Annotated in this window: 9 protein-coding genes and 7 pseudogenes; 8 read left to right on the top strand and 8 right to left on the bottom strand. The window is 60.3% G+C overall.

What is annotated here, in order from left to right; genetic code table 11:
- Positions 1 to 2: 2 nt before the first annotated feature.
- The 3 genes from ACVMDN_RS03455 (at position 3) to ACVMDN_RS03445 (ending at position 1,455) form a co-directional block, all read left to right on the top strand.
- The gene (locus ACVMDN_RS03455; protein WP_456843686.1) at positions 3 to 209 is read left to right on the top strand and encodes an MFS transporter; all 207 of its coding nucleotides are present in this window, start codon (positions 3 to 5) and stop codon (positions 207 to 209) included.
- Positions 210 to 428: 219 nt separating this feature from the next.
- Positions 429 to 818, top strand: coding sequence for an IS4/Tn5 family transposase DNA-binding protein (locus ACVMDN_RS03450; protein WP_456835909.1), 390 nt, complete (start codon positions 429 to 431; stop codon positions 816 to 818).
- A gap of 199 nt (positions 819 to 1,017) precedes the next feature.
- Positions 1,018 to 1,455: a hypothetical protein gene (locus ACVMDN_RS03445; protein ID WP_456835675.1), complete on the top strand. Its 438-nt coding sequence runs from the start codon at positions 1,018 to 1,020 to the stop codon at positions 1,453 to 1,455.
- On the opposite strand, the pseudogene tnpC reads toward ACVMDN_RS03445, so the two are convergent.
- The 4 genes and pseudogenes from tnpC to ACVMDN_RS03425 form a co-directional block, all read right to left on the bottom strand.
- Positions 1,456 to 3,036, bottom strand: a pseudogene (gene tnpC, locus ACVMDN_RS03440) (IS66 family transposase). It lies immediately after the preceding gene.
- Positions 3,037 to 3,135: 99 nt separating this feature from the next.
- Complete coding sequence (tnpB, locus tag ACVMDN_RS03435) at positions 3,136 to 3,486, bottom strand: IS66 family insertion sequence element accessory protein TnpB (protein ID WP_456835676.1); 351 nt, start codon at positions 3,484 to 3,486, stop codon at positions 3,136 to 3,138.
- Positions 3,483 to 3,884, bottom strand: coding sequence for an IS66-like element accessory protein TnpA (gene tnpA / locus ACVMDN_RS03430; RefSeq protein ID WP_456835677.1), 402 nt, complete (start codon positions 3,882 to 3,884; stop codon positions 3,483 to 3,485). Before tnpA ends, tnpB begins: the two co-directional genes overlap by 4 nt.
- Positions 3,885 to 4,416: 532 nt before the next feature.
- Positions 4,417 to 5,049, bottom strand: a complete 633-nt coding sequence (locus ACVMDN_RS03425) for a hypothetical protein (protein WP_456835678.1) — start codon at positions 5,047 to 5,049, stop codon at positions 4,417 to 4,419.
- A gap of 1,042 nt (positions 5,050 to 6,091) precedes the next feature.
- Between ACVMDN_RS03425 and nodU the strand changes: the two genes are divergently transcribed.
- Entirely contained in the window at positions 6,092 to 7,756 is a 1,665-nt protein-coding gene (gene nodU, locus ACVMDN_RS03420) for a nodulation protein NodU (protein ID WP_456835679.1), read from the top strand.
- A 196-nt stretch (positions 7,757 to 7,952) separates the two neighbouring features.
- Here the strand turns inward: nodU and ACVMDN_RS03415 are convergent.
- From ACVMDN_RS03415 to ACVMDN_RS03405, 3 pseudogenes are all read right to left on the bottom strand, one after another.
- Positions 7,953 to 8,309 (bottom strand): annotated as a pseudogene (locus tag ACVMDN_RS03415) (IS5/IS1182 family transposase); the annotation flags it as partial.
- Between the two features lie 401 nt (positions 8,310 to 8,710).
- Positions 8,711 to 9,483: pseudogene (locus ACVMDN_RS03410) on the bottom strand (ATP-binding protein).
- Positions 9,455 to 9,803, bottom strand: a pseudogene (locus ACVMDN_RS03405) (IS21 family transposase); the annotation flags it as partial. The pseudogenes ACVMDN_RS03410 and ACVMDN_RS03405, both read right to left, overlap by 29 nt.
- 1 nt (position 9,804) lies before the next feature.
- On the opposite strand from ACVMDN_RS03405, the pseudogene istA reads away from it, so the two are divergent.
- Together istA and istB are read left to right on the top strand one after the other, a co-directional pair.
- Positions 9,805 to 10,682 (top strand): annotated as a pseudogene (istA, locus tag ACVMDN_RS03400) (IS21 family transposase); the annotation flags it as partial.
- Positions 10,648 to 11,504, top strand: a pseudogene (gene istB / locus ACVMDN_RS03395) (IS21-like element helper ATPase IstB). The pseudogenes istA and istB, both read left to right, overlap by 35 nt.
- A 40-nt stretch (positions 11,505 to 11,544) precedes the next feature.
- On the opposite strand, the pseudogene ACVMDN_RS03390 reads toward istB, so the two are convergent.
- Positions 11,545 to 12,483, bottom strand: a pseudogene (locus ACVMDN_RS03390) (IS630 family transposase).
- A 35-nt stretch (positions 12,484 to 12,518) separates the two neighbouring features.
- On the opposite strand from ACVMDN_RS03390, the gene ACVMDN_RS03385 reads away from it, so the two are divergent.
- Entirely contained in the window at positions 12,519 to 12,845 is a 327-nt protein-coding gene (locus ACVMDN_RS03385) for an IS66 family transposase (RefSeq protein ID WP_456843685.1), read from the top strand.
- Between the two features lie 74 nt (positions 12,846 to 12,919).
- Positions 12,920 to 13,258 (top strand): transposase domain-containing protein, encoded by a 339-nt coding sequence (locus tag ACVMDN_RS03380; RefSeq protein WP_456835680.1) that lies wholly within the window; start codon positions 12,920 to 12,922, stop codon positions 13,256 to 13,258.
- Positions 13,259 to 13,490 lie beyond the last annotated feature (232 nt).

The following is a 13,490-nucleotide window of genomic DNA, read 5'->3' as shown; positions in this document are numbered from 1 at the left end:
GTATCAGCGCACACGGAAAGGCCCCCAAGATCGTGGCCGATCCCGAGGTGCGGCTTCCGCTCACCGGACGCAGCGGGCCCTTGGTGGTCGAGATTGAATATCGGGTTGCTCGGGAAAACGCGCGAGCCTTTCATAAGGTCATGCAGGACGTACAACTATCCCGCAAGCGCAACGGCGCCTATAGCTGGTCGATCGTACGCATCCGGTGAAGCTTTCAATTACCCACAAATGCTTGATTGGATTGCAGTAGCCCTAATCGAACAATCTTGGATCGGATGAATCGCTTGTGATTCATTGTCGAGCACCTGACTCGCGACGACGAGGTGCCTTGATGCGTTCGAGCGGCGACGTCTCGTTGGCCCGCCGGCCCGGATGGTCGCCAGGATGATGGTGATGAAAGCGTCGTCGAACATTGGACAGAGCGCGAGATCGACAAGACAGCTTTCAAGGATGCCCGTCTTGGTCAGCGATTTGGCGAGTTGTTGAAGCAAATTGGTGACGGCATGGGCGGGAGCACACCGTTCGCGTGCCAGGACTGGGCGAACACGAAGGCGGCCTACCGTTTCTTCGCCAACGAGCGCGTGGAGGAAGCCGGCATCCTCAGCGGCCACTTCGCCGCCACACGCGCGCGCTACGACGATTGTACAGGCCCAAGTCTCCTCATTCATGACACGACGGAATTCTCCTACCAACGCGCGAACACGAGCGCTGTCGGCCTGACCAAGAGCGTCAACAGCGGCCGGGACAAGGATGGCCGTTGGCGCTATCACACGGTCTGCGGCATGCTGATGCATTCCAGTACCGCGCGTCAAGCGTAGCGCATTGATTGCAAGCGCGGCGGAAGGCAGTAGCAAGGCACTGAGAATCGCTGCAAGTTCGATGGTGAGCGTCACGAGAGGATCACCGGTGCCGGGGCTTGACTTGCGGAATGCTCTGGACAGCGCGGTCGGGATGATTGACGCCGCCGGGGCGCGGTGATGGGTTGATCCCGGTTCGGAGCGGGCAACGGGGATCAGAATGACCAGCGAATCGCAGCTGCGCGAGAAGCTTCGGAAGATCGAGGCGTTGTTCGTGGGTGCCGGAACTGCTGGTGAGCGCCTTGCAGCTGAAGCCGCGCTGCAGCGGGTGCGGGCCCGGGTCGAGGAACTCGCTCGCCACGATCCACCGATCGAACAGCAATTCTCACTTCCCGACCAGTGGTCTCGGCACCTGTTTCTGGCGCTTTGCCGCCGATATGGGCTGCGGCCGTTTCGTTATCGGCGGCAGCGACGTAACACGGTGATAGTCCGTGCGTCACGAGGCTTCGTCAATCGAGTCCTGCTGCCCGAGTTCACCGAGCTGGAAGGTGCGCTGCAAGTGTATCTGCACGAGGTAACGCTGCGCGTGATCCGCGAAGAGATCTACGACGACGCCAGCGATGCGCAGGAAGTTCCCGACGCTTTGCCGTCGAACTGATCAAGCGGCGAGCTTTGCCTCCGAACCGTCGCGCTCGGCTTTCCAATTCCAAGGCAGCAGCGTGTTCAGCTGATTGATCTTGGTGCGTCCGGAGACGATGCGCTCGAGAACATCAGTAAGATAGTGCCGCGGCGTCGATGTCGTGAAGCTTTGCCGAGTTGATGAGCGATGCGAGAGTGGCCCAGGTTTCGGCGCCGCCCTCACTGCCTGCGAACAGATAGTTTTTCTTTCCCAGCCCGATCGGCTTGACGCTGCGTTCGACCGTATTGCTGTCGATCTCGATGCGCCCATCATCGATGAGGCGCGTCAGGCCTTCCCAATGGTTGAGGGTGTAGCGGATCGCCTTGCCAAGGCCGGATTTCTTCGAGACTTCCAGCAGTCGCGCCTCGAGCCAGGGCTTGAAGTCCTCGATCAGCGGTCTGGTGTCGGATTGTCGCACCGCAGCTCGCTGCGTCGCCGGCAAACCGCGAATGCGATCCTCAATGGCGTAGAACATCGCGATCCGCTGCAGCGCTTCCGCGGCAATCGGCGATTTCGTCGCGACGTGGACCTCCCAGAACTTCCGCCGCGCATGCGCGAAGCAGAACGCCAGTTGTACCAGACGGCCGCCGTTTTTAATCAGCCCCTTGTACCCGGCGTAGCCGTCGACCTGCAGGATGCCGTTGTAATCTCCAAACAGCTGCCTGGCGCGGATTGCCTTGCGATCCTCGGTGAACACGTAGACTACTGCCGGCGGCGCCGGGCCGCCCCACGGGCGGTCGTCGGTGGCGATCGCCCAGAACTGGCAGACTTTGGTTCTGCCACGGCCGGGATCGAGAACTGGCAGCGGCGTCTCGTCGGCAAACAGCCGCGGGTAGGACATCACTGCGCGGCGCAACAGCGCGTGAAGCGGCTTCAGCCACCAGGCGACGCGGCCCATCCATGAGGCCAGCGTTTGCCGGTCGAGCGTGATGCCTTGGGCGGCAAACATCTGTTCCTGGCGATACAGCGGCAGCTGGTAACCGTATTTCATCACCGCGACGTGGGCCAGCAAGGCTTCCGTCACCATTCCACCGTCGATCGCCTGGCCGGCGCGGATGCCTGTACCACACCCTGGCGGCATCCCCGGCAGCCGTACCGCGGACGCACGATGCGCTTGACCCGGTACTGCATTGGAATGACGAAGGCTTCCTTGACGGTCTCCCCGATCTTATGCAGCTGCTCGCCGCAGCAGGGGCAGATGTGGCTCTCGATATCGATCACGACATCGATGCGCGGCAAATGCTCCGGAAGCTTCCCGCGGTTGCGTCGCGCCGGTCGCTTTCCACGGCCCTGCGCTCCGTCAGGCAGCCTGCCTCCGGTCACGTCGTCGTTGGCGGCGGCACGAGCCGCCTGTGCCGTGATGGCGAAGAAAGACAGCTGTCCGATATCCAGTGTCTCGGAGCGCGGACCGAAGATCGTACGCTTGTACTGGGACAGGATCATCAGGAGCTTGTCGTTCTCCTGGATCGCAGCGTCGCGTTGGGCGATCGCTGCATCACGCTCGGTCGCCAGCGTGCTGCATTCCTCCGACAACGCCGCAAGCCGTGACGATAGCGCCATCACGGTTTGTCGGAGCAATGCTGGATCGGAAGGCAAATCACTCATGCAGAGTGGTTCTACAACAACTCCGCATGAGTGACGAACGACTCTTGATAATGATCAACCAGCTCGTACCGGCTGATCCACAACTCGCATCGGCACACGCTTCCAGTCCGAGCCATCGAGCAGCACCGATAGCTGAGCATGAGATAGCGACATGACGCCTTCCTTGATCGGCGGCCAGGTGAACTGCCCCTCGATTCTTTTGTAGTAAAGGACAAGGCCGCTTCCATCCCAGGTCAGGATCTTCACGCGATCTCGGCGCTTGGAGCGGAAGACATAAAGCCCGCCGTCGAACGGATCGGCTCCAAAGGCCTCGCTCACCAGCATCGCCAGCGAGTCCATGCCGCGGCGGAAATCGACCGGCTGCGTCGCAATCCAGATCGACAACCCAGCTCGAAGCCCGATCATCGACCAACCGTCCCGACCGCCGCCAGCACCTCGCACAGTGCCTGCCGATCGACTGTCCCCCTGACACGGATGCGAACCGCGCCGATCTCGATCTCGATCGCCGCCTGCTCCTCACCCGGGCCCCGACAGCCGGTGATCGCGACCGGCACAAAGCCAGGTGGCATGCCTCTGTCCCCGCGCTCCGCGACCTGCGCCCGCGTCGCCCGGCGACGCCAGAGAAACAACAGGCTTGGACTGACGTCGTGTCGCCGCGCCACCGCGGACACGCTTGCACCCGGCGCAAAACTCTCCGCAACAATCGCCGCCTTCGCATCGGTCGACCAGCGCCGACGTCGGCCCGTCCCGGTGATGATCTCGATACGCTGCAGCGTGTCGGCGCCGTGTTCGAGGATAGGCATATGCCTATCCTTATCGCTATCCTTACGACTATCCTTTGACATTGTGACCTCGCGACAAACCACTCCGCGAGTTCTTCCTAGTCTAGCCGACCAGATCAGCCCTTAGCGCGTCGTCTCTGCATGACGCTCACGTTCGATGCGGTCCGGGGCAATGCCGGTTCCAGGGACGCGCTGCTCAGGGGACAGACCATGGAGCGTTAGCGGGATATTCTTGCGCACAAAATCTGATCGGCCCGCTTCTCGCTATCAAACACTCTATTTCGTTCTGCCTGGAAAGCCATTGACGGCCGCGTCCGTGCGACATCCTGTCAGAAATAATGCGCTGATCGAACACCAGCACAAGGACGGCGGTCAACGCGGACCAAGGTGGTACTCGGCGACCGTCGCCGATCTTCGCCATGCTACTCCATCGCGAGAACCCGGATTTCAGATATCGCCGGCCCGGCGACCACACCATTGAGAGCGGCGATAGCATGCCAGGCACGCGGCTTCGAGCACCCGCCGTCATCGTTTCCGCGACATGAAACGAGCATCAGATGATCGACGCAATCGTCATCCGGCAGAGGTCAGTGATATCGTAGACGGGCAGTCTCGTTATACGACGGATCACCGGCGCGACGAGCGGGAATGCCGTGCATTCGAACAGGATTGCCCTAATCTCCTGGTGCGCCGCGCGGACGTGCGCGACGCAGGCAGAAACGGCCGTCTCAATAGCGGCGACGTCAGGTGCTGGCAGCGGGCGCTTAAGGCCATCATGCCAGTACTTGCTGCCTTCGATGCCGCCGATTACAATTCTTGCCCGCTCAGCCTGATCATTGATCGCGAGCAGATCCTGGCCCAGATGACTTGAGTCGTACGTCAACACGGCGACCTTGGCCGGCCTCGGAAACTGCCGGAGCAACGCAGGCAAAAGGAGCAGGCTCGACATCGCGACGGGGACATTCACCGATGCAGCTACCGCCGCCTGATGCCGGATAGCGAAGCCGCAGTCCGAGCTTATTGCGATAGCGCCTCGCTCGACCAGACGACGGGCGGCTGCGCTGTATGCCGTCTCCAGCCCTGAATCACCACGGACCACGTTATCCACCCAAGCTCCCGCTACTGTCTCCAGAATGACCGGGACGTCGAACGTATCCGGATTCAGAAGCGAGCCGGGTTGCGGCATTGGGAGCGGAACACCAGGCGGCAGCCCGCGTTCGAGAAGCAGGACTCCGAGAGAGCGTCGGGTTTGCGATGTCATGGCATAGCATAACACATTCGTCTCCTAAAGAGGCCCCCATTTCTGAACGTCTGCGCTTGATGGAAAGAGTGCTAAACTTCGGTGCAACGCTACTCACTAGTGACACAGCGCTGGTCGCTAATACCATCGCGAGACGAACGGCCGGTGATGTGAGCCCTGGCGAGATCTCGCGGTAGCCGCTTTGAAACGGTCGCGGCGCGCACGATCGGAGTTGCTATTCAGCCGAGCCCAACAAGCAGGCAGAACGACACGCGATGGTCGCCCGGCCGCGCGATATCTCAAGGCGATCGGGTACCGGGCTTGAGCGCGTCGCGGATCTCAATGAGAGTTCCACGAAGAACGACATTGCCACCACGCTCGTCCCAAAATCGACCGTTCTGGCCCGAGACCGTTGAGCAGTGTGCGCTGGCACGGATTCGGCGAACGGACAGGCCCGTATCAACTCTAGACGCGCGCCCTAACGTGGTGACGAGCGGCCCGTCTCACGGCAAGCTCCTATTGGGGTTGCGCCGGACGGGCGAGCGCCGAGCCTTCGCTGAGACTATCCGATTTGATAGCTGTCCAAGCGAAGTAGCCAATGGTTTAATTTGATTGAACTGGGGCGATTGAGCTACTCGCAAGATTTACCCTCCAATTCGACCAGATGTCGTAAAGCAGACTGTCGGCAATCATGTAAGCGGTCGGGTACGGGCTCTCGACGTCATGACTTCGGCTGTCTTCCAGCGGCCTGTCAATGCCTGCAGCTCAGTCCGCGCCCCTCATCGCCTAGCATCACGGGTGCAAGTTGCAGCGCCATCGAACGCCGCATCGCCATTGTCCAGAACAACATGGCACAACGATGCGCCCCTAACACGACCTAATGATGTGAACTTCGGTCACTGGGCTGCATCTTCCACGAAGACAGCCCGCTTTAAGAGTTGGATTGATCTTGGGTTAATGCTTTGCCGACGTCAGACATGGAGCCACTATGCGCATCTGCGGTATCAAACTGAAGCATGACGGAGCGATTGCGCTTGCTGAAGACGGACGGCTCGTCTTTTGTATCGAGCACGAAAAGCGCGACAACAATCGGCGGTATGAAGCCATCGACAATCTTGACGCCGTTGCTGTTGTCTTGGCTGAGCACGGTCTGTATCCGCGCGATGTTGATCAGTTCGTCGTCGACGGCGGGCGGTGGAGAAAGGGCTTTCAGGTCTTCAGTGGGGCGGAACCTGTCGCGATTAAGTGGGCGTCGTACGTTGAACGCCACTCAGAGGGGGTTCTCGCCTCACGCGACCGCTCTGGCTTGTTGCTTGATGGCAGGTTCTTTTCTTATAGAAGTTACCCACACGTCACAGGCCATCTGGCTTCCGCATATTGCACCAGCCCATTTATCAAGGCCGGACAATCTGCTTTCTGCTTGGTATGGGACGGCATCATTTTTCCACGTCTCTACTATGTAGACCCGCGTGACGCTCGGTTCGTTGAATACCTGTTTCCGCTGATAGGTCAGATCTATGCTGCGGCGGGCAATCACTTCGGACCTTATAAGAACCTCTCCGACTGGGAAGACATAGGTGTTGCCGGCAAGCTGATGGCCTACATCGCCCTGGGGTCTTCTGATGAAGACATCATAACTATGTTCCATGAACTCTACGAGGAGCGCTTTGCGGCCAATACGGAGTACGCTCGTAGTTACCATGCGGAGAGCAGCTTAGAAACCTCACTTGCAGCTATCCACGACTTCTTTCACGCGAGTGCGCTGCAATTGACGACCAGGCGCCCCGAAGATGTACTTGCATCATTTCACTGTTTCATTGAGCGTCTCCTCATCCGTGAGATGACGACCGTGTTGCAGAAGCATTCGGAGTTTCCAGGATCGCGCAATTTGTGCATAGTCGGCGGCTGCGGTCTCAATATTAAATGGAATAGCGCGCTACGTGCTACTGGCCTTTTCGACGGTGTCTGGGTTCCGCCCTTTCCGAACGACAGCGGGGCGGCGATAGGTGCCGTTTGCTGCGCGATGGCGGCTGACAAAGGCTTCGTGCCGCTGGAATGGTCCGTCTACAGTGGCCCCGCCCTGGTACGCAGCGATGTGCCATCGGAATGGCATGCTGCGCCGTGCAGCATGCGCGACCTCGCTACCCTCCTCGCGAGCAACAAGCCAGTGGTGTTCCTCGCCGGCCGAGCCGAGCTCGGACCGCGAGCATTGGGGGGCAGAAGCATTCTCGCAGCCGCGACTTGTGCAGGAATGAAGGATCATCTCAACGACATCAAACTTCGCGAACACTTCCGGCCAGTGGCACCGATATGCCTGGAGGACCGAGCTCCGGATATTTTCAGTCCTGGAACGCCGGATCCTTACATGCTATTCGATCATCAAACACGGCCGGAGTGGCGAGACAAAATCCCAGCGGTCGTACATCTCGATGGATCCGCGCGATTGCAGACGATTTCCAGGACCTCTCCGCACAGAATCGCCAATCTTCTCGTCGAATATGAAAAGCTTACGGGCATTCCGCTTCTATGCAATACGAGCGCCAACCACCGTGGACGTGGATTCTTCCCGGACGTCGCATCAGCCTGCCAGTGGGGACGTGTTGAACAAATTTGGTCCGATGGGCTGCTGTGGACTAAAGAGGGGCACGGCTGAGCTCTCGTCGGTCGACCCTGTTTTAGTGATGAGAGTGCTGTCCGCGGTAGCAATGCCCTGCCAGCGTAAGAAATTGTGTGCCGATAAGAACGTCTGAATGAGTTGTCGTTCTGTTGCCGCTGGGAGAGTAGTTCGGCCGACTACGACCGAATGGCCGAAGCGTCATTATGCGCACCCGGTCTGGGCATGCAACGCGTCTGCGGCGGATATCGCGGATGATCCGAGCCAGCCGGCTGCGCAGGATGCACAGCTGCCGCTGATGCCGGTTGAACTATTTGGCATGAGCGTAACGCGCCCGCCATCATCGCTGCGCCCTTGGCCACGCGAGAGTAGAATTGCCGCAGCCTGACTTCGTGCTTCCTCGCCAGGCGGCTCCAGCTTCGGATCGCTACAATGCAGTTTGGCATCGGTCGGGAAGCGTCGCCTTCGGCTGCACTGGTGTCGACCGTGACCCGCCTGAAATCTTGGCTGGCAATGCACCGGATCGTGCGCCACCCGAAGGCTCGGCCAACAACCGCTCCAGCTTGTCGCCGAGCCCTAAGCGCTGTTTCGAACACACGTGTTCGAGACGTTAGCTGATCTCTACGTTTTTCGTTTGTGGAGGGCTGCCAGCCGTTCCGCCTCAGCCAGCGCAGCAGTCTTGGTTTTAAATGGACCAACGTCGTGTTCTCGCGTGTCGGGTACGCAAGCGGCAATAACCACCAACCGCCTCGGCGGTAACTTGCGCTGTTCCTAATCGACCCGATGTGTTCGCCTATAAACCAACCGGGATCGCCCCCTCCTGCTGCTACAAGATGTTCTTGTCGCTCACTGGCGCACCCTAAGAATGCTGGTTCGTCGATTTTCTTCGCTCAGGCCAGATCTAGCCGGTTTCCGTGCCCGCGGGTCACTTCAAATTCCTCCGGGTGTGGCCAGTCAAATTCCTCCACCCGCGAGGCATGACAGAAGGGATTGTTATTTTGACTTTGTTTCACGGGCAAGAGCTTCAGCGGCCTCTTTGAGCCGATAGCTGCGTCCGTCGAACTCAAGCAGATGGCAGTGGTGCATTAGGCTATCGAGGATTGTCGTGCTCATGGTGTTGTCCCCCAGATACGTCCCCCAATCCCGCACGACGCGATTGGAGGTGACGATGCCGCTGCGGTGCAATTTGTGGCGCTGATGGATCAGGGTCTGCGGCAATGCGCCGGCGTCGTCGGCGATGGCCCGGGCGAGGAACAGATCGTCCAGCACGAGGAGGCCGCAGTCGATGGTGGTTCGCAGCCGGACCTCGCGTTGCGCCAGGGAGTTCAGGGCGTAGCGGTGGAAGAAGTCGTCGGTCTCAAGATACTGGACCTGGTGGCTTTGCAGGATCGCCTGATAAGGACTCGCCTTGGCGATGTGGGACTTCCCGGTGCCAGGTTTGCCGAAAGCAGGGCGTTCCCGCCAGCGGCTATGAACGCCAGGGTGTGGAGCTGGAAGCAAGTTTGGCGCGGCAATTTGGGATTAAATGGACCAGTCGAACTCGGCGAGCGTCAGCTTTTCGTCGAGGCCGGATTGCCGGTATCGTCGCTCGATAAGCTGGGACTGACGACGGTTCAGTTCGTCCTGCAGGATCAGAGAGAAGGTTCGAGGGAGCGCTGATTGGCGCCCTGCGCCTGCAGCACGCGCGTCGGCAGCGTGTCGCGGACGCCCGACAAGCGCAGCTGTCGCAGGCAACGCTCAATTTCCGGTTCCGGCATGGTCATCATCTGGCTTGGTCTCCAGTTTGAGGTGAGACGGCGCAGCGGGAGCGCTCGTGGCGCCGGAGCTGGCCGGGGTTGCGCAGGCGCCACGAGCCCGGATTGCAGGGGCGCGGTCGTCGTGAGCCTCAGCCTGCCGGGCCATTGTCGTCAGCGTCGCGCCGCACAGCGCGGCTGAAGAGGTCGCCGTATTCGTCGGAGGTGCGGATCAACGGATGATCCTGGATGAGCTGCGATGTCGGTGGTCGCGTCGTTTCAATCTGCGCGAATGCCTGTTCAAACAGTCACTCGACGGTCGCACTCACGTGCTTGTAACGGTAGATGCGGTTGGACGAGCCCGGTGTGACACGGATCATTTGGCTGTTCTCGATGGTGCTCGGCCATTCGCGTCTCATCTTCGCCCGCGTCGTCATGCATCAGGACTTGCAGACGCTGCTGCGCTGCCACATGCAGGCTTTTGCGGTCATCGGCGGTGTCCCGATCGAGATCCTTTACGACCGCATGAAGATGGCCGTGACGGGCGAAGATGGCGATGGTCACATCGTCTATAACCGGTCACTCCTGGCGCTAGCACAACATTACGGCTTCCATCCGAGGGCCTGCCGGCCATACCGCGCCAAGACCAAGGGCACGGTCGAGCGTCCGTTCAGCTACATCCGGCAGGACTTCTTCCTCGCGCGCAGCTTCCGCAATCTCGACGATCTCAACCCCCGGCTCGATGACTGGCTCGCGACGGTTGCGAACGCGCGCGTGCATGGCACCACGCAGAAAGTCGTCACTGAGGCGTTTGCCATTGAAAGAGCCGAGTTGCAGGTGTTGCCGGCAGGGCCGTTCGACGCGCTCTCAAACTCGAGCGCCGTGTCAGCCACGACGGGCTCGTGTCGATCGGCGGCAACTATTACAGTGTACCAGACCGGACGCGGCGCATTGTCGAAGTGCAGCAATTGCCTGATGTAATCCGCATTCTCGACCAACGCGAAATCGTCGCCCTCCGTCCCGTTCTGGAAGGCCGTCGGCGAACTCGCGTCGCCCCCGATCATCGTCAGGCCGTCAACCGATCCAGGTCGGGACCCGGCGTGTCCGAACCCCTCGTCGGTCGGGCCGGCGATCACATCCCACGACGGTCGCTGGAGATTTACCAAGCTGTCGGCAAACGGCTCGCCCACTCGGGCCATGACAATCCACACGCAACCGGCAACGATCGATAGCGTCAAGAAAGGCCTGGTCGCACTCAGGATGCCACCTGCGCTGGAAATATTGGACCCTACGCTCCGGCGAGCGAACAGGGTGAAGTCACCTCGATTGAGGCGCTCGATCCGCTGCTTGCCCAGGAGCTGACGTTGCGCGACAATCGCCGTGTCAGCAGCGCGCTGAGAATGCCGCGCCTGACCACCGTCAAAACGCACGTCGGCTTCGACCTCGCATTCCAGTCCCCGCTCGATCGCAATCGCATCCTGATGCATACCGAATTGAAGTTTATCGAGCGCGCCGAGGTGGTCCATCTGCTTGGCCACCCGGCACCGGTAAGAGCCATCTTGCGACGGCGCTCGCGGTCGAGGCTGTCAAGGCTGAAAAGAGCTTCGTGTTCGCCATGCTCGCCGACATCGTCACCACCCTCGCAAAAGCCGAACGCGAAGGCGCTTTGCGCGAGTGCCTGCGGTTCCTCGCCCGCGCCCCCCTCCTTGTCGTCGATGAGATCGGTTATCTTCCGGTCGTGCCCGTCGGCGGCAAGCTGTTCTTCCAGTTGGTCAACGCCCGCTATGAAAAAGGCGCGATGATCCTCACTTCGAACCGCGGCTTCGCCGAATAGGGCGAGGTTTTTGGTGATGCCGTCGTCGCCACAGCATTGCTTTGATCGCCTGCTTCACCGCGCCGTCGTTATCCAAATCGAGGGATCGAACTATCTGCTTCGCCAGCACGCCGCCCTCGTACCGGAAAACGTCCGCTCGCGTCCGCTTACAAACCCGCCGCAGCCCAAGCGCCGTGGCCGCCCACCCGGGAGGACCAATGACGATCCCGATAGCGGCTGATCCGCCAGCCACGATCGCCGTCACCTAGAGCACGCTGTTTTTATACGGAAACATAGCCTGAGTTTTTGAGATAGTTGGCGCACTCTTGTGCAGAAAAGAGGTCGAGGAGTTCGCCGACCTTGCGCCAGGTTGCCTCGACATCGCGCGGTTCTGCGGCTCGCATCAGATGTTTGAGCTTGGCGAAGACCTGTTCGATCGGATTGAGACCGGGACTGTAGGGCGGCAGGAAGAGCAGGTGCGCTCCGGTGGCGCGGATCGCATTGCGAGCGGACTTGCCGTTGTGACTGCCAAGATTGTCGAGGATGACAACCTCACCTTTTGCCAGAGTTGGGGCCAACACCTTCTCGACATAGAGGGTGAAGAGCCATTGATGGGGCCGTCGATGACCCAAGGTGTGCTGATCTGGTCGTGCCGCAGCGCTGCGATGAAAGTCATGGTCTTCCAGTGACCGAAAGGCGCGGATGCTTGGAGCCGCTGTCCGCTCGGTCCCCAACCGCGCAGTGGCGCCATATTGGTCTTGATCCAGGTCTCGTCGATAAAGATCAGGCGTGAAGCGTCAATCTTGCCTTGATGGGCCTTCCAGCGTGTCCGCTTACGGGCGATGTCGGGGCGATCTTGTTCGACTGGCAGGATCGTTTTTTTTGAAGCTCAGCCCTTCGGCATGCACAAACGTCCACACCGCCCGCACATCGGTCTTGATCCCGCGCGCCGCCAGTTCCTGTGTCAGCTTCCGCAAAGTGAATGGTCCCGAGAGAACGCGCTTACGCAGCCAATCAGCATTGGCACCGGACAGAACCAGCTTCTTGTGACCGCCGATCTTGCCGAGCGAAACGCACCCAGTCTCCCGTCTCAGATTCTTCCACTTCGTTCCACAGGACGGGCCGATCTGAAGCGCCTCTGCAATCGAACGAACTGTCTCTCCTGCATCAGCTCGCGCCAGAGCCCGTTCACGAAGGTCTTCTGAATAGGGTCGCGTCATCCATGCTGGCCCCCGTTCTCCAGCACGGAGTTTGAATCAGAAATCGCTCCCGCTGGGAATCCCGATTCTGCGAAAAAACAACATGCTCTAGGGAAATTTGGAAGCCCATTTTTACGGAAAGTTCGCTGCCCGTTGACACCGCCTACAAGACGCTGGCGCGCGATCATGGCGATGCAATCCAGCTCGCCTCTTGTCTGGCCCACGCCCGACGCAAATTCGTCGAGGTGTTCAAAACGACTCAGTCGCCGTTCGCTCGCGAGGTGATCGAAGCCTGCAGGCCGTCTACACGATCGAAGCGGAGATCCGCGGCATCAGTGCGGAGCGGCGGCTTTCCGCTAGCCGTACCAGGAGTACACCGTTGATGGCGGCAAGGCGCGGCTGATCGCAACGGTCGGCCAGCTCTTGTCCCCGTCGAAGCTGGCGGAGGCCATCAACTATGCGCTCAATCACTGGAGATGGGCTGACGCTGTTTCTGCGACACGGCCGCGTCGAGGTCGACAGCAACAAGCGTTCCATGCGGCCGATCGCCATTGGAAGACGCAACTCATTGTTCAGCAGCAGTGAGGGCGGCGCTGAGAGCTGGGCGATACTGGCTTCGCTCGTGAACACGGCAAAACTCCATGAACTGGATCCGTCGGCCTACCTGACAGACGTGCTGGAGCGCATCGTGTCCGCGCGAACCAGGAGCCATCAGTTGCAGGAGCTGCTCGCCAGGAACTGGAAGGAGGCGCGCCATCGCACCGCACTGGCTGCCCATAAGCCCGCGTCGACATAAAGCAGCATCGCCGATGACGTCAGCCGCGATGCCACTTGCGGAGCTCGAGCGATGGCTCCGAGCTCGCATCGATTGGTATCCTGCCGCCACCAGCATTCACATGCTCGACGGCTATGCCGCCGCCACCGTAGCCGGACCGGTGTCGATGAGCCCGATCGGTTCGAGCCGATGCGCCGGCGCGAAGTCAATGGCAACCTCGACCCGGGCCCTTGGTGCCAAGGCTTCTATGACT

Source organism: Bradyrhizobium sp. USDA 4510 (genome assembly GCF_054059095.1).
Note: the sequence above shows the minus strand (reverse complement) of the source record. Positions and strands in the feature narration are given on the sequence as shown.